Below are 20,889 nucleotides of genomic sequence, written 5' to 3'. Positions count from 1 at the left end.
ACGCGCACCGCTTCCGGTCTATGGCCACATCCAGCCAGCAAACCCGCCACGACTCCGCGGGCACTGTCGACCCGGTCTCAAGAAGCACTCTTGCGGGGCAACGTCCTTAAATACGGCTGCCCCGGCCGAAACCCAAAGGTTCCGGCCGGGGCAGTGGTGACAACCCGCCGTCGTACGCTTCCTGCATGCGCCCCAGGTCCCGTCAGAGGCGCCCGGAGGGATGCACTGGCGCGCTCCTTAGCTGATTGCGGACTTCATTTCGTCGTGTGCCTTCTTGCCCGCGTCGTCAGTGGAGAGTCGGTTGAAGAGGACTTCGGAGGTGTAACGCTTGACGATCTCCTGGATGGCGCCGGCGCCCTTCGGCGGCGGTGCGGGAGCGTCGCCGAGCTCATCCTTGATCTGGTCGATGAACTTGACCACCTTGATATCGGCGGGGGTGAGCTTCGGCTCGATCGCTGCGCGGACGTCCGAGTTGGGGTACACACCGCGGTCTGCCAGCAGGGCCTCGCCGGCCTTTTCACTGTTGGCCAGGAAGTTGATGAACTTGGCGGTTTCCTCAGGGTGCTTGGTGCGCGATGAAGCCGACCAGAACTGGGAAGCCTTGTACCAGAGCTGCGCGTCGGCAGCTTTGCCCGTGGTGGACGGGAAGCGGAGGATCTGCAGGTCCGAACCCGCAGCCTTCTCCAGTGCCGGCAGCTGGTTGGACCACCAGAACGCGAGCCCGTTCTTGCCGACGGCCAGGCCACTCTGATCGAGCGGGGCGGCCTCGGCTTCCACAACCTCAGACGCCGTGGGCACAGCCTTGTTCTCGCTGAGCTCCTTCAGGTTTGCCCACCACCCGGCGATGTCGCCCGGCTCGAAGCCGAGCTTGCCGTCGGAGGTGTACAGGGACTTGCCGTTCTGCCGGAGCCAGACGCCGAGCGAGGCTTCATCCGTGCCATAGGCGGCGGCACCGTAGGTGCCCTTCGGCGAGTTGGCGGTCACTTCGGCGGAAATGCGCGCGAAGTCGTCCCAGGTCCAGGTCGTGTCGTCCGGGAGTTCAACCCCGGCGGCCTTGAAGACTTCCGGATTGGCCAGAATGGTGGCGGCATTGATGCCGGCCGCGATGCCCGTCAGGCCCTTCTCACTCTTGCCGGCGTTGAGGGCTGCCTCGTCAAGCTTTGACGTGTCGATCTCGTACTTGGAGAGGTCCAGGAGCGCACCGCGGGTTGAGTACTCGGTGATGTACTTCTCGTCCATCTGGATGATGTCCGGGGCATCGTTGGCAGCAACCTGGGTGGCCAGCTTGTCCCAGTATCCGCTCCAGTCGCCGTACTCGGGCTTGATCTTGATGTTGGGATTCTCTGCCTCGAAGGCGGCGATGGCGGCCTGTGTGACCTGGGCCCGCTTGTCGCTCCCCCACCAGGAGAAGCGCAGTTCAACGGGTCCGCCGTCACTCTGCGGGGCGGCTCCCCCGCCGCAGGCGCTAAGGGCTATGACGACGGCGGCTGCCGCGGCTACCACGCCTGTCTTACGGAAGCGGCGGCGTGCGCCGGAGGGCGACGCAGCTGCCGGACTTTGGTTGACAGCAGCGTCAGAGCGGGGAAAAAGAGGCACTGGGTACTCCGATCTTCTTTGATCTCGTGAGGAGGAATGGATGAGAAAGCGTTTTCTTGTTCTAATGCTACAAGTGTGTGACTTGTATTACAAGAGGTTATTTGATGCCCGTGGTGGCGATGCCCTTGATCAGGAACCGCTGGCCAAAGAGGAACACGAGGAACACCGGCAGCAGCGAGACGATGGACATCGCGAACAGCGATCCCCAGCTGGTGGCGGACTGCGCATCCACAAAGGCGCGAAGAGCTACGGGGACTGTGAACATGTCCGGATCGGTCAGGTAGATGAGGGCGCCGAAGAAATCGTTCCAGGTCCAGATGAAGGTGAAGATGGTGGTGGTTGCCAGCGCCGGCACCATCAGCGGCAGGATCACCCGCAGGAAGATTCGCGGGTGGCCGGCGCCGTCGATCCGCGCAGCCTCATCGAGGTCCTTCGGGATGCCGCGGATGAACTGGACCATCAGGAAGACAAAGAATGCGTCAGTTGCCAGGAGCTTGGGCACGATGAGCGGCCAGAACGTGTTCACCCAGCCGATCTGCGAAAACAGAATGTACTGCGGCACAATCACCACGTGGAACGGCAGCATGATGGTCAGCAGCATGATGCCGAAGAACAGCTTCTTGCCGGTGAACTGCAGCCGGGCAAACGCGTAGGCGGCCATCGAGCACGATATGAGGTTGCCCAGGATGGAGCCGATCACCACGATGGCCGAGTTGAGCATGTAATGCCCGAACGGATGCGTCAGCGCGGACCAGCCGTCCGTGTAGTTGCTCATTTCCAGAGTGCTCAGCCAGAGTCCGGGATCCTTGAAAATCAGGTCGTTGGGCCGCAGCGAGGAGACCACCATCCACAGCAGCGGGTAGATCATCAGTCCGCCGGCCAGGATCAGGATGGCGTGCTTGATTAGCGCCTTGGTGCGGGCCGAGCGGCTGAACGCGAGGGTTCCGCGGGATTCGCGGGCCTTCCTGGGCTTGCGGTGGTTCGTTGGCGTACCGGCGCCGGCGTTGTTCTTATCCGGGGCGGGCAGCGTCTCAAGTTTAGTCGTCATAGAAAACCCAATACTTTGCAGCGATGAAGTTGATGGCGGTGAATACACCGATGATGACCAACAGGAACCAGGCCATGGCCGAGGCATAGCCCATGTCGAACTGGCCGAAGCCTTTCTGGTACAGGTACAGCGTGAAGAACATCGTGGAGTCCGACGGCCCGCCGTTGCCGCCCGAGACGATGAACGCCTGGGTGAAGGACTGGAACGATCCGATGATCTGCAGCACAAGGTTGAAGAAGATGATGGGGCTGAGCATCGGCAGCGTGATCTTCCAGAACTGCTGAAGCGTGGTGGCGCCGTCAACCTTGGCGGCCTCGTAGTACATCACCGGGATCTGCCGTAGGCCGGCCAGGAAGATGATCATGGGGGCGCCGAAGGTCCACACGTGCAGCAGGACAATGGAGCCCAACGCCGTGCTCGGGTCGGAGATCCAACCCGGGCCCTGGATACCAACAAGGGCGAGCGCCTGATTGACCAGGCCGGTAGTGCCGAAGATCTGCTTCCACAGAATGGCAACTGCCACCGAACCGCCCAGCAGGGACGGCAGGTAGAAGACCGAACGGTAGAACGGCAGGCCGCGCAGGCCCTTGTCCAGCACCAGCGCAATCAGCAGGGCTACAGCGAGCTGCAGCGGCACACCAACAAAGACGTAGGTGAATGTGACGCCCAGCGAATTGTGCAGCCGGGCATCGGTGAACATCCGGATGAAGTTATCCAGGCCGGTCCATTCCGGCGACTGCAGGAGGTTGTAGTCCGTAAAGGACAGGTACAGCGACATCAGCATCGGGCCGATAGTGATGGCCACCAGGCCAACCAGCCATGGCAGGAGGAAGATGTACGCGGCCTTGTTGTCCCGGCCGTTGGCTTTCTTCTCCTCGGCGGTCATCGGACCCTTGCGGCGCTTGAGCGTTGAGAGTTCGCTGATGGCGCTCATGCCGGCGCCTTACTGTCGCCCCGCCGGGCTGCTGTGGCCAGCACGCCTTCCGGGCACGGTCCCGCCGGGCGCAGAGCCCCGGGTTTCTGGTTAGCGGCCATATGGTCTCCTTTGGTCATCGTGGCCCTCCACGTGGTGTTGATCGCTCCTGGCAGCGTGAATCCGCCGGTTCGGTTGAGTGCGCAGTCCGGGTGGACCCGCAGATCGGATGACCGCAACCGGGTCATCAACCCATGCGATCCGTTGCCATACCGCTTCCGATGGCGGATTCTGTCCGCATCCGGCTAAGAGGCGCCGGCCCGGATCCTGCCACCGTCCCGCGGTCTGCGGGAAAGCGGTTCCCTACCAAAGTAAACGGTTTCTTGACTGCTGTACAGGCTTTTGCTAATTTTTGAGAAAGCGTTTTCCGAAACGGGTTCGCTGACTCAGCCACCGGCTTTGTCTGCCTCTAACAGTGACGTTTCTGCGCCAGAAGTCTGTAATGGGAATGACACCGGGAGTAAACGTACGACGACGTCACCTCCTCCCAGCCCCGTTCACCACTAGCCCCAAGGATCCTGATGATTCAGCAATCGGCCAAGCAGGCCGCCCGCCACACCGTCGTGCCCGGGGCTACCGCCCCCACGGCGCCTCCGCGCGTCGCCCTGGTAGGCGTGCACGGCTTTGGCGAGCGGCACCGGGCCAACCTGACCAGGCTTCAGGCGGCCGGCGTCGTCGAGCTCGTGGCAGTGGCCGATCCCCACCCCCCGCAGGACGGCACTCTCCCCGGTTCTGTGGCGGTTTTCAACACACTGGATCAGCTTCTGGCCGCCGGCCCCGCCCCTGATGTGGTCATTCTTGCCACGCCTATCCAGACGCACGCACCGCTTGCGCTGGCCGCGCTCTCGGCCGGGTCCGACATTTACGTGGAAAAGCCCCCGGTGGCGTCCATGGGACAGTTCCAGGACCTGCTGGCCGCGGCGGATGCGTCGGGACAGCTGGTCCAAGTGGGGTTCCAGAGCCTGGGATCGCACGCCCTCCCCGCGATCCGCAGTGCCATCGACTCTGGCGAGGTTGGCGACGTCCTGGGGCTGAGCGCCCAGGGCAGGTGGGTGCGGACCAGGGGGTACTTCACGCGTTCGCGCTGGGCCGGCAAACGCAGCCTGGACGGCACCGATGTGGTGGACGGCGTGGCCACCAACGCGCTGGCACATGCGGTAGCCACCGGACTCCACATGGCAGGCGCGCACACCACCGCAGATGTGGCTTCCGTGGAGACCGACCTCTACCGTGCCCACACCACCCAGAGCGATGACACTTCGGTAATCCGCGTCCGCACCACCGCCGGCCGGACACTGCTGTGCGCCCTCACGCTCTGCGCCCCGGAACAGCAGAATCCCTCGGTGACGGTCCACGGCACGCTGGGCGACATCACGTTTTTCTACACCGAAGACGAGGTGGTCACCACCACCAGCGGCGGCGAGCGCCGTGAAACCTTCGGCCGGACCGATCTGCTGGAGAACCTGCTCGCCGCGCGGCAGACCGGGACTCCGCTGCTGTGTTCCCTGGCGGATACCGGCGCGTTCACGTCGGTACTCGAAGCCATCCGGACGTCCCCGGAGCCCCAGGAAATCGGCGCCGATCATGTCACCTGGGAGGGCGACGGTGACGACGCGCACCCTGTCGTCCACAATCTTCCCGAGGTGATGGACCGCGCGGCCAAGGCACAGGCCACCTTCGCGGAACTGGGCGTTCCGTGGGCACGCAGCCTTCCGGCGTCCCGAAGCTTCGTCCTGGACGGTCATCCTGTGGCCGCCTACCAGGACGGCAGCCGCATCCGCTCCGTTTCCTCTCCGCGGCCCTACCTTCATCCCGTCCGCACGCTGGCCGGAACCGTCGTCACGGATCACCAGCCGCTCGACCACGTGTGGCATCTCGGTGTCGGCGTGGCTCTGCAGGATGTGGACGGCGTCAACTTCTGGGGCGGCCGCACTTATACCCGCGCGGCGGGCGAATACGTCTGGCGCCCGGATCACGGCAGCATCGTCCGGTTGGGTGAACCGCTCGAGCGGGATGGTTCCCTGGCGGAGAAACTGTCGTGGAACGGTCCCGACGGCGCTCCCATCCTGACAGAACAGCGCACCTGGACGTGGGCCGCCGTCGGGCCTTCCGTTTGGCGGCTCACGCTGGACTTCGCGCTCTCCCCCGCCGGCCGCCATCCCGTCAGCCTGGGCAGCCCGGGCTCCAACGGCCGCGCCCAAGGCGGTTACGGCGGATTTTTCTGGCGACTGCCGGAATGTGCAGGGGCCACCGTGTGGGCTCCAGATACAGCCGGGAATACCTTGACCGGCGAGTCAGCCGTGCACGGGACCGTGACGCCGTGGCTTGCCTGGTCCGGCGCTTTTGCCGGCAGCGCCGCCACTTTGGTGTTCGTCGCCGCTGGGGGCTCCCATGACCCGTGGTTTGTGCGCGTGGACGGTTACCCGGGCGTGGGGCAGTCGCTCGCTTGGGATGCGCCGGTCATTGCCGAGCCCGGCACACCGGTCCGCCGGAGCGTCACCGTGTGTATCGCCGACGGGTTCTTGGGCACCGAAGACATCGAGACCCTGATATCAAAACTTTGACCAGACCACAGGGGACCACATCATGAGCCAGACCACCGTCGCCATCCCGCCGTCCCGGCTGAATGCAGACGCAGACCCCGCGGACCAGTTCCGCCGCACGGCACCCGCCTCGGCCGGGGACCGTGCCATCAAGCGGCGCAGGGTCCTGGACATCCTGGATGCCAAGGGGCAGGACTCGCTGCTGCTGACAACACACACGGCACTGACCTGGTATCTCGACGGCAGCCGCGTGCACATCAGCCTGGCCGGCGATCCCATCGCCGCGCTGCTCGTGGACCGTGACGGCGACCACCTCGTGACGTTCAACAACGAGGCCGGCCGGATAGCCGCCGAGGAGCTTCCTGCCGGAGTCTCACTCCACGCGGTGCCCTGGTACGGGAATCTGCACGAGGCTGCTGCCGCCGTCGGGCGTTCTTCGGGCACTGGAGCCCCGCTCGCCGAAACCGCGGTGGCAACCGAGCTGCGGGCAGCCCGTCAGCAACTGCTGCCGGGCGAGAGCGCACGCTACGCCCACCTCTGTGCGGAACTCGCGGGCATCATGACCGATGTCCTGTCCGACGCACGGCCGGACACCACGGAATTCGAGCTGGTGTCCGCGCTGGCCGGCCGTGTGGTGGCGGCAGGTGCTGAGCCGCTGGTGCTGCTGTGCAATGGCAGCTCCCGCAGCGAGTTCCGCCACCCGCTGGCTACACACTCGCCTTTGGGCCGCCGTGCCATGGCCGTGATGTGCGCCCGCCGGGACGGCCTGGTTGCCAACATCACCCGCTGGGTAAGGTTCGACGCCGGCACGCCTGACGAGCTCGACGCCGAGGCCCGCATCGCGGCGGTGGAGGCGGATATCTTCGATGCGACCGTTCCCGGCGCCCGGCTGGATGCGATTTTCGGCGAGATTCAGGCAGCATACGTCCGGCACGGTTTCGGCGCAGATCAGTGGGAGCAGCACCACCAGGGCGGCCCGGCCGGATATGCGGGGCGGGACCCGCGCGTCACCGCCGCGGTCACCGACACCGTGGTCATGGGCCAGCCGTTTACGTGGAACCCCTCGGGACCGGGAGTGAAGATCGAGGACACCGTGCAGCTCATGGAGTCGGGCCTCAAAGTCCTGACCGTGGATGACCGCTGGCCGACTACGACGGTCAACGGCCTGCGGCGGCCGGTCACCCTGCAGCTGTAGCCCCCTGCCCCCACCCGCCCCCACCCCGGAACGCTCTCTCACTTAACGTGGGTTTTCCGGCGACGCTCTCTCACTTGATGTGGGTTTTCCGGCGATCCTCTCTCACTTCCTGGACCTCGGAACGCGTGGCCTGTCTTCATCAGGAAGCGAACACGAACAAAACCCGAACGCAAATAACGCTCCCGCAGTCTGTGACTGCGGGAGCGTTATTCGGTGAAGTGGCATCGACTGCGAGAGCGTTTGGCCTAAAGCCACATAAGTGAGAGATCGTTTGGATTTAATGCACACTAAGTGAGAGAGGGTTGCGGGGAGTCGCGGAAGCGGAAACCCAGCCCCGGCTGGTCCGTCAGCGCCACCTGGCTGTTGCTGAAGCGGACCGGTGACGGTCCCGCCAGGATGCCCAACTGCTCGAAGGACGCGTCCTCCACGTCCTCCACCAGGGTGGCTTCGGCCAGTGTGAGGGCGAGCTGCCCGGACAGTTCGGGCAGCAGGTGCGGCATGACCCGGATGCTGTTGGTCCGGGCCAGCTCCACGATCCGCCGGAACGGTGTGATGCCGCCTACCCGGATGATGTTGGGCTGGATGATGTCCACCGCCTCCGCCTCGATGAAATCGCGGAAGCGGTAGATGGTGTGCAGGTTTTCGCCGAGGGCAATGGGAACGGTTGAGTGCTTCCGCAGCCTGCGGTACGCCCAGAGGTCGTCCGCGCGGAGGGGTTCTTCGAGCCATTCCAGCCCGTACTCCGCCAGCACGTCCAATGCCTTGAAGGTGGCGGGCAGGTCCCAGCGCTGGTTGGCGTCGATCATCAGCTTCCGGTCCGGGCCGAGCACGGAACGGACGGCCGCAACGCGCTCGGCATCCTCGCGGATGTCCGGCTTGCCCACTTTGATCTTGACGGCACGGTGCCCGGCGGCCACCCAGCGTTCGGTCTGTGCCACCAGTTCCTCAAGCGTGTAGTGCAGGTTCACGCCGGAGCCGTACACCTCGGCGGACTCCTGCCGCTGGCCCAGCAGACCCGTGACCGAGGTGGCAGCCCCGCGGGCCTGGAGGTCCCAGAGGGCGAGGTCGACGCCGGCCATCGCGATGGTGGTCACTCCCCCGCCGCCTGCCTCATGCAGCCGCTTCCACAGCGCGTCCCACACCGTCTCCGGATGTGCGGGAAGCCCCGTCACAAAAGGTGCGATGTCGTAGTCGAGGAGGGCCTTGACGGCTCGCGGCCCAATGGTGGGCGTCCACGAAAAACCGTGCCCCGCGCCGCCGTCGTCCGTCTGGATTTCCGTAACGATCACATGGTTTTCCGGCGCGTCCGCTCCCCAGCTGCGGCGCAGGGGGACGGTCAGGAGCCGGGTGGACAGCCCCGTAATCACCGGGGCAGTCCGGACGGAAGCCATTGCGGGCGCACTCATCAGCGGCCAGCCAGCTCGTAGCCCCTGGACAGGATGGACTTCAGCTGGACCAGCTGGTCTTCAGTGGGGTCAACCAGCGGCGGACGGACGGGGCCCACAGGCAGCCCGCCCAGGCGAAGCCCGGCCTTGATCAGGGAGACGCCGAAGCCTGGAGTCTGGTCGCGGAGCCGCACCAGCGGAGCGTAGAACCCCTCCAGCAGCGCGTTGCGGCGGTCCTCGTCACCGGCCACGTAGGCGTCGTAGTACGCCTTGGCGATCTCCGGAGCCATGGCGAACGCAGCTGACGAATAGAGCGGGATGCCCAGGCCGCGGTAGGCACCCTGCGTCAGTTCGGCGGTCAGCAGGCCGTTGAAGAACGCGAAGTCCTCGCGTCCCGTGGCGCGCACGGCGGACACAATTTCCTGGGCGAGGCCCACGTCGCCGAGCCCGTCCTTGAAGCCCGCCACTTTGGGGTTGGCCGCCAGCCTGGCGACGGAGGCGGCCGTGAACCTGGCGTTTCCGCGGTGGTACACGATCACCGGGAGGCTGCTGGCGTCCGCCACTGCTTCGATGTAGGCCACCAGGCCATCGGTGGGGCCGGTGACCAGGTACGGCGGCAGGACCAGGAGTGCGTCGGCGCCGGCCTCCTCCGCCACCCGGGCGGCAGCAAGTGCATGGCCCAGCGGCCCGCCGGCGCCGGCAACCACCGGCACCTTCCCTGCCACAACCTCGACGGCAGCCGTTACCACGGTGCGCACCTCATCGATGCTGAGGGCGTGGAATTCTCCGGTGCCGCAGGCGGGGAACACACCGCCCGGGCCGTACGGAAGCCGGGAGCTGATGTGCTCCTTGAGAAGGTCAACATCCACGGCGCCTTCGGGCGTGAACGGGGTGACAGGGAAGAACAGGACGCCGTCGAATTTCATGGTGTCTCCTTGGACCCGGCTCCGGCTGTGACCAGTGAAGCGGACGTCTCGTCATTGAGGTGGGTGTTTGTTTTGAGTTCGGTCCGCCAGCTGCGTTTGGGCTCCCAGCCCAGCAGCTCACGGGCCTTGGTGATGGCGAAAGCGGGGCTGGTGCCGGTCAGTCCGTCGGCGAGCGCTTCGCTTCCCGGCAGGAAGCGGGGCATCAGCTCCGCCAGCGGTGCGGTGGCCAGGGCGTCAGCGGCACCGACAAAGAAGGTTTCGCCGTTGGGGATGGAATCCATCTTCTGCAGGAGGATGTCCAGGAAATCTGCGACGTCACGGGCGTCCACATAGTTGAACAGCGCGGGCGCGGACAGGGCCGGGTCGGCAAGGCGTTCGGCAAGGGTATGGCCCTGCTGGGTGGGGGCGCCGTCCCATTCCTCGGGCGAGATGACGTAGCAGGGGCGGAAAGCGGCGTACCGGATCTTCGTACCCTGTGCTGCGGCGAACATCTGCACGGTCTGCTCGGCGATGAGCTTGGACAGGGCGTAGGCGTTCCACGGTTTGGGCGCGGTGCACTCATCCAGCGGGAAGCTGTCCGGCAACCAGCCGGCCGGCGATCCATAGCCCAGCACTGTGGGGCTGCTGGCCGTGACGATCTTGCCGATCCCCAGTTCCGTGGCCGCACTGATCACGGCATAGGCGAGACGCGTGTTCGTGGCGAAAATGACGTCCTCGGGCGCGCTGAACGGCACGGCGATTGCGGCAAGGTGGATGACGGCGTCGGGCGCGGTCTTCCGGAGGAGGCGCAGCGCCTCCCCCGGCGCCAGCAGGTCGCCGGTCTCCTGTATGACGCCGGCGGGCAGCTGGTCGGCCGGGATCGAGTCGCGGTCCACCGAGATGACCTGATGGCCCGCTTCGGTGAGGCCGGCCACTACGCTGCGGCCGAGGCGGCCGGAGCCGCCGGTGACAAAGATTTTGCTCATGGTGGTTCCTTAGTAGGTCAGGATTGCGCGGGTCAGGCCCACGGCGGTCAGCGAGTCAGAGCGGGGGCTAGGCGCGGCGGAGGTCGGCGCCGAGGTCAAGGTCCTCGATGCGGACCGGGAGGGATGATTCCAGGGAGCGGTTGCCGGCAATGCCCACGGAGACAGAACGGAGTCCGTCGAGGTAGCCGGACGGGCGGCCCAGCGGGTCCTCGCCGGGACCGTTGAACAGGTCCGAGAGGAGCAGCGCGTCGCCGCCGCCGTGGCCGCCCTCGCCGTTGACGATGGGCACCTCATAGGCTGCTTCCCAGTGGCGCTGGACCACCAGGCGTTCGCCGATGCGGCGGACGGCGTCCTCCTCCTCGATGGGTGTGGCGCTCGGGTCCACCACCAGCTTCTTATCGGTGCTGCTGACCACCGCGGCGCGTTCCACCACCTCCAGTTCAGCCCGGCCTTCGGTTCCGTTGACGGCCACGCGGTAGCCTTCCCACGGGCTGTGGGCATTCAGGGAGTAGCTCAGCCGCGGTCCGCCCTGGTATTCGACCACGAGGGCAAGGTTGTCCTCGATGGTGATGCCGCCGGTGAAGACGTCCTGGTCGCGGCGGTACCCGTCATAGTGTTCGTTGTCCAGGAAAAGTGCCTTGAGCCGCTCATCGTCACGGAGGTCCAGCGCGAAGGGGTCCTTTTCGGCTGAGCTGTCCCGCGCACCCGGGCTTCCGGCGTCGGGCGTTCCGCGTTCCGGACGGGGACCAAGTCCGCGCTCGGCGGCATTCCTGTCGCCATAGAACTGCAGCCCGCCGGAGGCGAAGACCCGCTCGGGAACATCGTCAATCCACCAGTTGACCAGGTCGAAGTGGTGCGATGCCTTGTGGATCAGCAGGCCGCCGGAGTTCTTCTTTTCACGGTGCCAGCGGCGGAAGTAGTCTGCGCCGTGGACGGTGTCCAGGACCCAGCTGAAGTCGATGGATGTAACCTTGCCGATCACGCCGCTCTGGATAATCTCCTTGAGTGCGCTGTTGCGCGGCGAATACCTGTAGTTGAAGGTGACCACCACGTTGCGGCCGGTCTCTGCCACCGCTTTGGTGATGCGGCGGCAGCCGTCAGCGTCGATGGTCAGCGGCTTTTCGACCACGACGTCGGCACCCGCCTCGAGTGCCTCCACGATGTAGTCCGCGTGGGTGTAGTCCGGCGTGGTCACCACGACGCGGTCGATGCTGTTCGCCTGGATGAACGCTGTGAGGTCCGCGGGATCGAAGGTAGCCACGGGAGCGGGCGCCCCCAGTTCCTGGATGAGTTTCTGGTAGTACTCCACGCGGCCGGGGTTGAGGTCCGAGAAGGCAATGAGCTCCGCGGTGTCGGCGTGCTTCCCGTAAACGGCGCGGATGTACATCTCGGAGCGGCCGCCCGTGCCGATCAGTGCGAGGCGGGCTTTGGTGCGCGCACCGGCTTCCAGGGCTGTTCCGGCTGCGCTGCCGGTGCGTGCGCTGGCTGCTGCGCCGGGCAACGGGACGGGACTGGAATCGGCGGCGGTGCTCGGTTCGGCGGTGTTGACCATGGGGGTCCCTTTCGAAAGCTCAATACGCGGCCGGGCATGGCCGTTCGTGGCTCTGGGGACTGCGTGTTCTGCAGTCGCCGTAGTTTTCGGTGAGAAAGCGTTTTCTCAGTTCGCTACATGATTTCTATCAATAGACGCGCAGTCCCGTCAACCCTTATTCTTTCTAGGAGAAAGCGTTTTCTACGACTGGCCCCGGAAACGCGTCGTGTGCATCACCCGGAAACGCAGCTTCGGGTGGAAATCGGTTTCTGAGAGCGATATATGCTTCTCACAACAGTGACTTTGGAACAACGGCTCAGGGCCGGGACTCACAGGCGAGCGCCCGCCGGGGCTGAAGATACACCGCGACACGAAAGGCAGGACATGGTCAGGAGATCGGCAACAGGCAGGATCGGCATTGCGGATGTCGCCCTCAAGGCCGGGGTTTCGCATGCCACGGTTTCGCGCGTCATGAACGGCAACTTCACGGTGGACCCGGACATCGCGGCGCGCGTCCGAGCGGCCGCCGTCGAACTCAAATACCAGCCCAACCCCGTGGGACGCAGCCTCGCACTGGGCAAGACGGACACCATCGGCATAGTGGTGCCGGACCTGGCCAACCCCACGTTCCAGGCAATCCTGCGAGGCCTGAGCCGGGCCGCGGCGCAGGACGGCTACCGGGTCCTCATTGCCGATTCCTTCGAAGTCTCCAGCGAGGAAGCCATCCTGGCCGGCGAGGCGCGCCGGCGCTGCGACGGCCTGGTGCTGTGCGCCCCGCGCATGAGCGACGCCGAGCTCGAGGAAATCTCACCGTCCCTGCACCCGCTGGTCCTGATCAACCGCACCACGGCGGCGCCAGGAATTCCTAGCCTCGTGGTGGACTACGGGCAGGGCGTCCAGGCCCTCGCGGAACATCTGGTGGGGCTCGGCCACACGCGCCTCGCATTCCTCGCCGGCCCGGCAGGCAGCGCCTCCAACGGGCTCCGGCTCGAAGGGCTGGCAGCCTTCAAGGCCAGCCACCCGCACGTAAGCGTCACCATGCTCGACGGCGGCTCGGACTTCGACACCGGCCATGACGCCGTGGACGCGGTCCTGGCCAGCGGCGCCACTGGCATCCTGGCGTTCAACGATCTCGTGGCCATGGGCCTCATGAGCGGACTGCACGAACGCGGAGTCAACGTTCCCGCCGACATCTCCGTCACCGGCTTCGACGACATCCCCTTCGCCCGCTACACCACGCCCACCCTGACGACCGCCGCGGTTCCCATCGCCGATCTGGGCGCCCAGGCCTGGTACCAGATGCGATCGCTGATCCGCGAAGAAGGCCTCGAGATTCCCGGCAGCCGCTACCAGCCGCGCCTCGAAATCCGGGCCAGCAGCGGCCCCGCGCCGGTGAACGCTGCCCAGGAAACCCCCGCCCCCGCGAAACCAGCCAAGGATCCTGCTCCCGCGAGATGACACTCTGCGGGAGCGTGTTCCGCCAACGCGGCTGCCGACTGCCGTCCCGATGCCGGGTCAAGACTTCGGCGCGTGCCTGACCCCGGCTTCCCGGTAGTAGCCCTCGATGTGGTCAGCGACGAGCTTGGCCGCGAGGCCGCCGTCGCCGTTCCGGATGGCGGTTAGAATGCCCCGGTGCTCAGCCTGGAGGCGCTGCGCCGTGGCGTCCCAGTCCGGGAGATTCGCGGTCAGCGTGGCGGCATAGCCTTGGATGGACTCGCGCAGGGACCCCATCATGGCACTGACCACGGCGTTGCCGGCAGCGTCGGCCAGACAAAGATGAAACCGGACATCCAGCGCGAGGAAGGCATCCGCCTCCCGGCTGCCGTGTCCGACGGCGTCCATTTCGTCCAGGAGCGTCGCCGCCTGTTCCAGCTGGGGTGCGTCAGCCCTGGCCCGGGCGGCTGCCCAGGATTCCAGCAAGACGCGCGTCTCCACAATGTCCGCGACGGGCAGGTGCTGCGTGGCAACGTGGAGCCGCAGCGCCGAGCCAAGCGCCGCCGTCGGATCCGCGATGACCACGGTGCCGGCTTCCGGACCGGAACCGACCCCGGCCCGGACCACACCCATGGCCTCCAGGATCCGGATGGCCTCCCGCACCGAGGTCCGCGAGACGCCCAGCTTCTCAGCAAGGGTCCGCTCGGCAGGCAGCCGTCCGCCCACGCTCAGTTCCCCGTCGGAGAGCTGCTTTTCGATCCACGTCAGGACAAGTTGGTGCGTACGCATATCGCCATAGTAGTTGATGTGGTCGGACCACATGGCTTACAGTGTGGTTAGACCACAGCGCAACCCGCAGGGTCCGGCACGTCCGGCCCGCCAATGGAGGAAGCCATGACCCACACCATCCAGCCGAACAATCCCGAGACCACCCCGGCTCCGGATGCAACGGACATTCCAGCCACCGACACCGTCCCGCGCGCCACGCCGTCGTCGGTTGTGCCTGCGGCACTCAAGCGCCGGGTCCCCAAGTACTCGGACCTCGCCCCGCTCATGCAGTTCAAAAAGCCCGAGTTCAGCCGCACCGCGAAACTCAAGCGCGCAAGCACCATCTGGGAACTGCGCGACATGGCCAAGCGCCGCACGCCGCAGGCCCCGTTCGACTACACCGATGGTGCGGCCGAGGAAGAAATCACCCTGCGCCGCGCGCGCCAGGCGTTCCTGGACATCGAATTCCGGCCCGGTATCCTGCGGAACGTCTCGGAGATCGACCTGACCACCGACATCCTGGGCAAGCCCTCCCGGCTGCCCGTGGGCATCGCCCCCACCGGCTTCACCCGGATGATGCAGTCCGAGGGCGAATACGCCGGCTCGCAGGCTGCCGAAGCCGCCGGCATCCCCTATACCCTTTCCACCATGGGCACCGCCTCCATCGAGGACGTGGCCGCCGCCGCCCCCAACGGCCGCAACTGGTTCCAGCTCTACCTGTGGACGGACCGCGAGCGGTCCCTCGAACTGATCGAGCGCGCCGCCAAGGCAGGCAACGACACCCTGATGGTCACGGTGGACACCGCCGTCGCAGGCGCCCGCCTCCGCGACGTCCGCAACGGCATGACCATCCCGCCGGCACTGACCGTCAAAACCGTGCTGGACGCGTCCTACCGCCCGGCCTGGTGGTTCAACTTCCTCACGCACGAGCCGCTGACCTTCGCCTCGCTCTCGCGCTACACCGGCACCGTGGCTGACCTCATCAACTCCATGTTCGACCCCACGCTGACCTTCGAGGACCTGGACTGGCTGCGCGAAACCTGGAAGGGCAACCTGGTAGTCAAGGGCATCCAGACCGTGGAGGATGCCCGGAAAGTGGTGGACCACGGCGCCGACGGCATCGTGCTCTCCAACCACGGCGGCCGCCAACTGGACCGCGCACCCATCCCGTTCCATCTGCTGCCGGAGGTTTCCGCTGCCCTGAAGGCGGACAACTCCGAGGCCGCCATCATCCTGGACACCGGCATCATGAGCGGCGCGGACATCGTGGCCGCGCTGGCCCTCGGTGCCGACTTCACCCTGATCGGCCGGGCGTACCTCTACGGCCTGATGGCCGGCGGCCGGGCGGGCGTGGACCGTGCCATCCAGATCCTGGAAAAGGACATGTCCCGCACCATGGCCCTGCTCGGTGTCAGCTCAATCTCCGAGCTCACCCCCGACCACGTCCGCGTTCTCAACAAGTAAGGCGCCCGCTCAACTAGGTAGCAGCACATGTCGTTTTGGGGCCCCAGAACGACATGTGCTGCTACCTACTTTGGGTTAAGTGGTTATTTCTTGCGGCCGAACTTGGGGAGGTTCGGGAGGTTGGCCAGCAGGTCCGCCGCCTTGGTGGCGGCGCGGCCCACGGTCCGGCCGATCTGCTGCGGCACGGTGTCGTCGCTGAGCGGGGTGGTGGTACCGCCGGGGATTACGACGGCGGGGCTCAGCTCTGCGTCTTCGCGTGCCAGGACGGCTGCCACGGCTGCGTCATCCGGCAGGTGAGGTGCCGCGGCGGGTTCACTCCCGGCTTCCGCGGCAGGAGCCTCAGGTGACGCTGCGGCGCTGGCTGTCCGGCCGACGTCGAACGTTTCCAGCCAGCTGATGACGCCTTCCAGCGGCTTGGGGTTGAGCGCGTAATAACGCTTCTGGCCCTGTGCGCGCATGCTGACCAGCTGCGCCTCGCGCAGGACTTTCAGGTGCTTGGAAATGGTGGGCTGGCTGGCGGAAAGTTCCTCCACCAATTCCCCCACTGCCTTGTCCCCTGCGCGAAGGGATACCAGGATGTCGCGCCGGGTTGCTTCCGCAATGACGGCAAATACGTCGTCTGTCACCATGCCTCCCACCCTAGCGACATATACGCCGCAGGGCATCAACTATTTCGCCGGCCGAACGTGCAGGGGAATTAGTCGAACCAGGGATCCAGGCCGTGGAAGGGGAAGACGGCTTTACGTGTGGCCATGACGGACCGGTCAACGGCGTCGTTGGGGTCGAACCCGACCTCCCAGGACCGCCACCAAAGCTCCACGTCATCCCCCATCATGTCCGGGGCATCGCGGCCAAACTTCGCCAGCACATAGGCGCGCCAATCCTCTGGCACCTCAGCCCGCAACGGCACGGGACGTCCGGCGGCTATGGCTATCAGATGGCTCCAGGACCGCGGAACGACGTCGGTGACGCTGTACCCGCCACCGCCCGTGGCAATCCAGCGGCCCTCGCAGTGCCGCGCGGCAAGATTCCCGACGGAGGTTGCGGCCTCACGCTGGCCGTCCACGCTGATGTTCAGGTGGGCCAGAGGGTCGCGGCGGTGCGAGTCGCAGCCGTGCTGGCTGACAATGACTTCGGGCTGGAACGCACCCACCAGTTGCGGCACCACGGCGTGGAACGCGCGCAGCCAGCCGGCGTCGCCCGTGCCCGACGGAAGCGCCACATTGGCGGCGCTTCCCTCGGCCTGCGGACCGCCGGTCTCGTTGGCGAAGCCGGTCCCCGGGAACAGTGTGAGTCCGCTTTCATGCAGCGAGATGGTGAGCACGCGGGGGTCATCCCAGAAGATGCTTTCCGTTCCGTCCCCGTGGTGCGCGTCGACGTCGATGTACACCACCCGGCGGATGCCGCCGTCGAGCAGCCTCTGGATTGCCAGTGCGGAGTCGTTGTAGATGCAGAAGCCGCTGGCGCGCTCCCGGGCGGCGTGGTGCAGGCCGCCGCCGAAGTTGACGGCGTGGAGGGCCGAGCCGTCAAGGATGGCGGACGCGGCCATCAGCGATCCGCCCGCCAACCTCGCGGCAGCCTCGTGCATGCCGGCGAAGGCGGGATCATCGTCCGTGCCCAGGCCCCGGGCTTCATCGGGCGACAGCGGATCCGCGCTCACGCGGCGGACCGCGGCCACAAACCCGGGCGAATGGACGGTCTCCAGTTCGGCGTCTGAAGCGACCTCAGGGGCGGCAACGGAAACGTGCTCCAGGTCGAACAGTCCCAGGCTCCGGGCCAGTCGCGCCGTCAGGTCCAGGCGGGCCGGGGCCATGGGATGGACCGGACCAAAATCGTAGGCGGTCATGGCGGAATTCCACACAACCATCGTTGGTGGCGCGGGCTGACTGAGGCCTGGCAGGAATGTCATCACTGACAGGCTACCGGAGGTCGCCGCCGGCCCGGCCCGGCCATTACGCATGCATTAGTGGTTTACTACTGAAGGAAACAGTTTCTACCAAGGAAAAGCCACCTATGACGGATCGCCAGTCGAGGCCCCGAAACCCGGCCCCCTGGCACCCTGCCGCACCGGAACGCGAAGGCCTGTGGATGTTCGCGCGGCTGCGCGACTTCGTTGACGACATTGCCAACACCTCGCCCGCCCGGCTGGCCCTGACGGTGTTCGCAGCGGTCTGCCTGGTGTTCACATTCATCCTGTCGCTGCCCGTCTCATCCGCGACCGGTACGGCCACCCCGCTGCACCAGGCAATGTTTACCGCGGTATCGGCTGTGTGTGTCACCGGCCTGACGGTGGTTTCGACGGCGGTGCACTGGTCATTCTTCGGCCAACTGGTCATCCTTATTGGCATCTTCGTGGGCGGCTTGGGGACCCTGACGCTCGCCTCCCTGCTAGCCCTGATGGTGAGCAAGAGGCTTGGCGTCCGCGGCAAGCTCATTGCACAGGAAGCCATGAACAACGCCGGCCGCCTGGGCGAGGTGGGTACACTCCTGCGGATCGTCATCACCACCTCCGTGGTGATCGAAGGTGTGCTGGCCCTGGCACTGATCCCCCGCTTCATGACGCTGGGCGAGCCGTTCTGGCAGTCTGTGTGGCACGGCATCTTCTACGCAATCTCGTCCTTCAACAACGCCGGTTTCACCCCCCATTCAGACGGAATCGTGCCCTACGAGACAGATCTGTGGATCCTGGTCCCGCTGATGCTGGGCGTCTTCCTGGGCAGCCTGGGCTTCCCCGTGGTCATGGTCCTGCAGCAGAACGGCCTCAACTGGAAGAAATGGAACCTGCACACCAAGCTGACCATCCAGGTGTCCTTTATCCTCCTCTTCGCCGGCACCTTCCTCTGGGGGCTCATGGAGTGGGACAACATCCGGACCATCGGCCACATGGACCTCGGCGACAAAATCACCCATTCGCTGTTTGCCTCCGTCATGACCAGGTCCGGCGGCTTCAACCTCGTGGACCAGAACCACATGGAGTCCACCACCATGTTGCTGACGGACGCGCTGATGTTCGCGGGCGGCGGCTCGGCGTCCACAGCGGGCGGTATCAAGGTCACCACCATTGCGGTGATGTTCCTTGCCATCGTTGCTGAGGCCCGCGGCGACGCGGACGTCAAGGTCTACGGCCGGACCATCCCCCAGGGTGCCATGCGGGTGGCCATCTCGGTGATCGTGGCCGGGGCAACGCTCGTCTCCGTCTCGGCGTTCCTGCTCCTGCAGATCAGCGGCGCATCGCTGGACCGGGTGCTCTTCGAAACCATTTCCGCCTTCGCCACGGTGGGGCTGAGCACCAACCTCAGTGCCGAACTGCCGCCGTCGGGCGTTTACGTCCTTACTGCCCTGATGTTCGCGGGCCGCGTGGGCACGGTAACCCTTGCCGCCGGCCTCGCCCTGCGCCAGCGCAGCCAGCTGTACCACTACCCGGAAGAGAGGCCCATCATTGGCTAATTCCTCAGGCACCCCGAACCGCCCCGCCCACAACGCGCCGGTGCTGGTGATCGGATTGGGCCGGTTCGGTTCGTCCACGGCCGAGCAGCTCGTGAAGCAGGGCCGGGAAGTGCTGGCGATCGAGCGCGACCGGACCCTGGTGCAGAAGTGGGCGCCGCTCCTCACACACGTCGTGGAGGCGGACGCCACGAACATCGACGCGCTGCGCCAGCTCGGCGCTCAGGAATTCAGCTCCGCCGTCTGCGGCGTAGGCACGTCCATCGAGTCCTCGGTGCTGATCACCGTGAACCTTGTGGACCTGGGCATCGAGCACCTCTGGGTCAAGGCCATCACGCCCTCGCACGGCAAGATCCTGACCCGGATCGGCGCCAACCACGTGATCTACCCTGAGGCCGACGCCGGCGTCCGCGCCGCGCACCTCGTCTCCGGCCGCATGCTGGACTTCATCGAGTTCGACGACGACTTCGCCATCGTGAAGATGTACCCGCCGCGCGAGACGGTGGGCTTCACCCTGGACGAATCCAAGGTGCGTTCCAAGTACGGCGTGACGATCGTCGGCGTGAAGTCCCCCGGCGAGGACTTCACCTACGCCCGGCCGGAAACCAAGGTCTCCGCCCGCGACATGCTGATCGTGTCCGGCCATGTGGACCTGCTGGAACGGTTCGCCGCCCGGCCTTAACCCTGCGGTCCAGGCTCCACTCAGCCGAGCTGTTTGGTGATCTCCGCTGCCCGGTCTGCGGCGGCACGGGTGCCGGCGGCGATGATGGCCGGCAGGCCCCGCTCGTCGAAGGTGGCGAGGGCGCGCTCGGTGGTGCCTTTGGGGCTGGTCACACCTTTGCGGAGCGCTGACGGATCGGCGCCCGGCTCGGCGAGCATAAACCCGGCTCCGGCTACTGTCTCCCTGGCCAGGAGCAGCGCCAGATCCTTATCCAGGCCTAGTTCGACGCCCGCGGCTGCCATGGCCTCGGCGAGGTAGAACACATACGCCGGGCCCGAGCCGCTGATGGCTGACAACGCATCCACCTGCTCCTCGGGAACCTGAACCACTGTGCCCGCGCCTTTGAAGACGGCCTTGGCCTGCTCGAGCTGCTCCGGCGTGCAGTTGGTCCCCGGGGAGACGGACACGACGCCGCGGCCCAGTTTCGAAGGCGTGTTGGGCATTGTCCGGATGACCGGCTGCCCGGCCGGCAGGGCAGCTTCAAGCTGGGCAAGCGAAACACCCACGGCGACGCTGACCACGATGGTTTTCGGCGACAGGGAACCGCTGATCTCGCGCGCCAGGTCCGCGATGCCCACAGGTTTGACACCCAGAATCACCACCCCGGAGCCCTTGGCCGCCTGCTTGTTGTTGTCCGGCTCCTCTTCACCCGCGATGGCCGTAATACCGTGATGGCGCTCGGCCAGTTCCGCAGCGCGTTCGGCCCGCCTGACGGTGGCCACGACGTCGGCGGGGTCGGTTCCGGCCTTAAGCAGGCCGGAAAGGATGGCTTCGTTCATGGATCCACAGCCCAGGAAGGCGATTCGGTTGCTCATGGACCCATCATTGCAGTTTGGGTGGACGGCTGCAGAAATGGAATTAATCCTGTGAAGCGGGAACTCCCTTATTTGGACTCC

17 protein-coding genes are annotated in these 20,889 nt (G+C 65.9%); 6 read left to right on the top strand and 11 right to left on the bottom strand.

Translation table 11 applies throughout. From position 1 onward, the window contains the following. Window positions 1-237: 237 nt before the first annotated feature. From GUV69_RS18905 to GUV69_RS18895, 3 genes are all read right to left on the bottom strand, one after another. Window positions 238-1,596 carry an ABC transporter substrate-binding protein gene (locus tag GUV69_RS18905; protein WP_164205212.1) on the bottom strand — a complete coding sequence of 453 codons (1,359 nt, stop codon included), beginning with the start codon at window positions 1,594-1,596 and terminating at the stop codon, window positions 238-240. Between the two features lie 97 nt (window positions 1,597-1,693). Further along, a complete protein-coding gene (locus GUV69_RS18900) occupies window positions 1,694-2,644 on the bottom strand; it encodes a carbohydrate ABC transporter permease (protein WP_164205210.1) in 951 nt (316 codons plus the stop codon). Continuing rightward, window positions 2,634-3,578, bottom strand: a complete 945-nt coding sequence (locus GUV69_RS18895) for a carbohydrate ABC transporter permease (RefSeq protein WP_164205208.1) — start codon at window positions 3,576-3,578, stop codon at window positions 2,634-2,636. The genes GUV69_RS18900 and GUV69_RS18895 overlap by 11 nt, the downstream gene beginning before the upstream one ends. A gap of 560 nt (window positions 3,579-4,138) precedes the next feature. Between GUV69_RS18895 and GUV69_RS18890 the strand changes: the two genes are divergently transcribed. After that, window positions 4,139-6,181 (top strand): DUF6807 family protein, encoded by a 2,043-nt coding sequence (locus tag GUV69_RS18890; protein ID WP_164205206.1) that lies wholly within the window; start codon window positions 4,139-4,141, stop codon window positions 6,179-6,181. A gap of 22 nt (window positions 6,182-6,203) precedes the next feature. Next, window positions 6,204-7,355 carry a M24 family metallopeptidase gene (locus tag GUV69_RS18885; RefSeq protein ID WP_244292784.1) on the top strand — a complete coding sequence of 384 codons (1,152 nt, stop codon included), beginning with the start codon at window positions 6,204-6,206 and terminating at the stop codon, window positions 7,353-7,355. Window positions 7,356-7,642: 287 nt separating this feature from the next. On the opposite strand, the gene GUV69_RS18880 is transcribed toward GUV69_RS18885, so the two are convergent. From GUV69_RS18880 to GUV69_RS18865, 4 genes are all read right to left on the bottom strand, one after another. Then, window positions 7,643-8,761, bottom strand: a complete 1,119-nt coding sequence (locus GUV69_RS18880) for a mandelate racemase/muconate lactonizing enzyme family protein (RefSeq protein WP_164205204.1) — start codon at window positions 8,759-8,761, stop codon at window positions 7,643-7,645. After that, window positions 8,761-9,666, bottom strand: coding sequence for a 5-dehydro-4-deoxyglucarate dehydratase (locus GUV69_RS18875; RefSeq protein ID WP_164205202.1), 906 nt, complete (start codon window positions 9,664-9,666; stop codon window positions 8,761-8,763). The genes GUV69_RS18880 and GUV69_RS18875 overlap by 1 nt, the downstream gene beginning before the upstream one ends. After that, the gene (locus GUV69_RS18870; protein WP_164205201.1) at window positions 9,663-10,631 is read right to left on the bottom strand and encodes an NAD-dependent epimerase/dehydratase family protein; all 969 of its coding nucleotides are present in this window, start codon (window positions 10,629-10,631) and stop codon (window positions 9,663-9,665) included. The genes GUV69_RS18875 and GUV69_RS18870 overlap by 4 nt, the downstream gene beginning before the upstream one ends. 67 nt (window positions 10,632-10,698) lie before the next feature. Then, a complete protein-coding gene (locus GUV69_RS18865; RefSeq protein ID WP_164205200.1) occupies window positions 10,699-12,183 on the bottom strand; it encodes a Gfo/Idh/MocA family protein in 1,485 nt (494 codons plus the stop codon). Between the two features lie 363 nt (window positions 12,184-12,546). On the opposite strand from GUV69_RS18865, the gene GUV69_RS18860 reads away from it, so the two are divergent. Next, complete coding sequence (locus tag GUV69_RS18860) at window positions 12,547-13,620, top strand: LacI family DNA-binding transcriptional regulator (RefSeq protein WP_164205199.1); 1,074 nt, start codon at window positions 12,547-12,549, stop codon at window positions 13,618-13,620. Window positions 13,621-13,677: 57 nt separating this feature from the next. On the opposite strand, the gene GUV69_RS18855 is transcribed toward GUV69_RS18860, so the two are convergent. After that, the gene (locus GUV69_RS18855; RefSeq protein WP_164205198.1) at window positions 13,678-14,385 is read right to left on the bottom strand and encodes a FadR/GntR family transcriptional regulator; all 708 of its coding nucleotides are present in this window, start codon (window positions 14,383-14,385) and stop codon (window positions 13,678-13,680) included. A gap of 105 nt (window positions 14,386-14,490) precedes the next feature. Here GUV69_RS18855 and GUV69_RS18850 point away from each other — a divergent pair, with 105 nt between their 5' ends. Next, window positions 14,491-15,828 (top strand): alpha-hydroxy acid oxidase, encoded by a 1,338-nt coding sequence (locus tag GUV69_RS18850; protein ID WP_164205197.1) that lies wholly within the window; start codon window positions 14,491-14,493, stop codon window positions 15,826-15,828. A gap of 83 nt (window positions 15,829-15,911) precedes the next feature. On the opposite strand, the gene GUV69_RS18845 is transcribed toward GUV69_RS18850, so the two are convergent. After that, window positions 15,912-16,457, bottom strand: coding sequence for an ArsR/SmtB family transcription factor (locus tag GUV69_RS18845; protein WP_164205196.1), 546 nt, complete (start codon window positions 16,455-16,457; stop codon window positions 15,912-15,914). Window positions 16,458-16,525: 68 nt separating this feature from the next. Next, entirely contained in the window at window positions 16,526-17,737 is a 1,212-nt protein-coding gene (locus tag GUV69_RS18840; protein WP_164205195.1) for an acetoin utilization protein AcuC, read from the bottom strand. A 104-nt stretch (window positions 17,738-17,841) separates the two neighbouring features. Between GUV69_RS18840 and GUV69_RS18835 the strand changes: the two genes are divergently transcribed. Both GUV69_RS18835 and GUV69_RS18830 read left to right on the top strand, forming a co-directional pair. Next, window positions 17,842-19,275 (top strand): TrkH family potassium uptake protein, encoded by a 1,434-nt coding sequence (locus GUV69_RS18835; protein WP_164205194.1) that lies wholly within the window; start codon window positions 17,842-17,844, stop codon window positions 19,273-19,275. A gap of 40 nt (window positions 19,276-19,315) precedes the next feature. Beyond that, window positions 19,316-19,954, top strand: a complete 639-nt coding sequence (locus GUV69_RS18830; protein WP_191081982.1) for a potassium channel family protein — start codon at window positions 19,316-19,318, stop codon at window positions 19,952-19,954. 20 nt (window positions 19,955-19,974) lie between these two features. On the opposite strand, the gene proC is transcribed toward GUV69_RS18830, so the two are convergent. Next, window positions 19,975-20,808 carry a pyrroline-5-carboxylate reductase gene (gene proC, locus GUV69_RS18825; protein ID WP_164205191.1) on the bottom strand — a complete coding sequence of 278 codons (834 nt, stop codon included), beginning with the start codon at window positions 20,806-20,808 and terminating at the stop codon, window positions 19,975-19,977. Window positions 20,809-20,889 lie beyond the last annotated feature (81 nt).

It is taken from the genome of [Micrococcus luteus] ATCC 49442, assembly GCF_010367585.1.
Lineage (GTDB): Bacteria > Actinomycetota > Actinomycetes > Actinomycetales > Micrococcaceae > Arthrobacter > Arthrobacter luteus_A.
The sequence above is the reverse complement of the archived record's forward strand: the minus strand, read 5'-3'. Positions and strand labels throughout refer to the sequence as shown.

Excerpts from the sequence above, each read along its gene's own strand:
- GUV69_RS18865 (WP_164205200.1), bottom strand. The coding sequence starts at position 12,183 with ATGGTCAACACCGCCGAACCGAGCACCGCCGCCGATTCCAGTCCCGTC.
- GUV69_RS18890 (WP_164205206.1), top strand. The coding sequence starts at position 4,139 with ATGATTCAGCAATCGGCCAAGCAGGCCGCCCGCCACACCGTCGTGCCC.
- proC (WP_164205191.1), bottom strand. The coding sequence starts at position 20,808 with ATGAGCAACCGAATCGCCTTCCTGGGCTGTGGATCCATGAACGAAGCC.
- GUV69_RS18885 (WP_244292784.1), top strand. The coding sequence starts at position 6,204 with ATGAGCCAGACCACCGTCGCCATCCCGCCGTCCCGGCTGAATGCAGAC.
- GUV69_RS18855 (WP_164205198.1), bottom strand. The coding sequence starts at position 14,385 with ATGCGTACGCACCAACTTGTCCTGACGTGGATCGAAAAGCAGCTCTCC.
- GUV69_RS18875 (WP_164205202.1), bottom strand. The coding sequence starts at position 9,666 with ATGAAATTCGACGGCGTCCTGTTCTTCCCTGTCACCCCGTTCACGCCC.
- GUV69_RS18845 (WP_164205196.1), bottom strand. The coding sequence starts at position 16,457 with ATGGTGACAGACGACGTATTTGCCGTCATTGCGGAAGCAACCCGGCGC.
- GUV69_RS18850 (WP_164205197.1), top strand. The coding sequence starts at position 14,491 with ATGACCCACACCATCCAGCCGAACAATCCCGAGACCACCCCGGCTCCG.
- GUV69_RS18840 (WP_164205195.1), bottom strand. The coding sequence starts at position 17,737 with ATGACATTCCTGCCAGGCCTCAGTCAGCCCGCGCCACCAACGATGGTT.
- GUV69_RS18880 (WP_164205204.1), bottom strand. The coding sequence starts at position 8,761 with ATGAGTGCGCCCGCAATGGCTTCCGTCCGGACTGCCCCGGTGATTACG.
- GUV69_RS18900 (WP_164205210.1), bottom strand. The coding sequence starts at position 2,644 with ATGACGACTAAACTTGAGACGCTGCCCGCCCCGGATAAGAACAACGCC.
- GUV69_RS18870 (WP_164205201.1), bottom strand. The coding sequence starts at position 10,631 with ATGAGCAAAATCTTTGTCACCGGCGGCTCCGGCCGCCTCGGCCGCAGC.
- GUV69_RS18860 (WP_164205199.1), top strand. The coding sequence starts at position 12,547 with ATGGTCAGGAGATCGGCAACAGGCAGGATCGGCATTGCGGATGTCGCC.
- GUV69_RS18835 (WP_164205194.1), top strand. The coding sequence starts at position 17,842 with ATGACGGATCGCCAGTCGAGGCCCCGAAACCCGGCCCCCTGGCACCCT.
- GUV69_RS18895 (WP_164205208.1), bottom strand. The coding sequence starts at position 3,578 with ATGAGCGCCATCAGCGAACTCTCAACGCTCAAGCGCCGCAAGGGTCCG.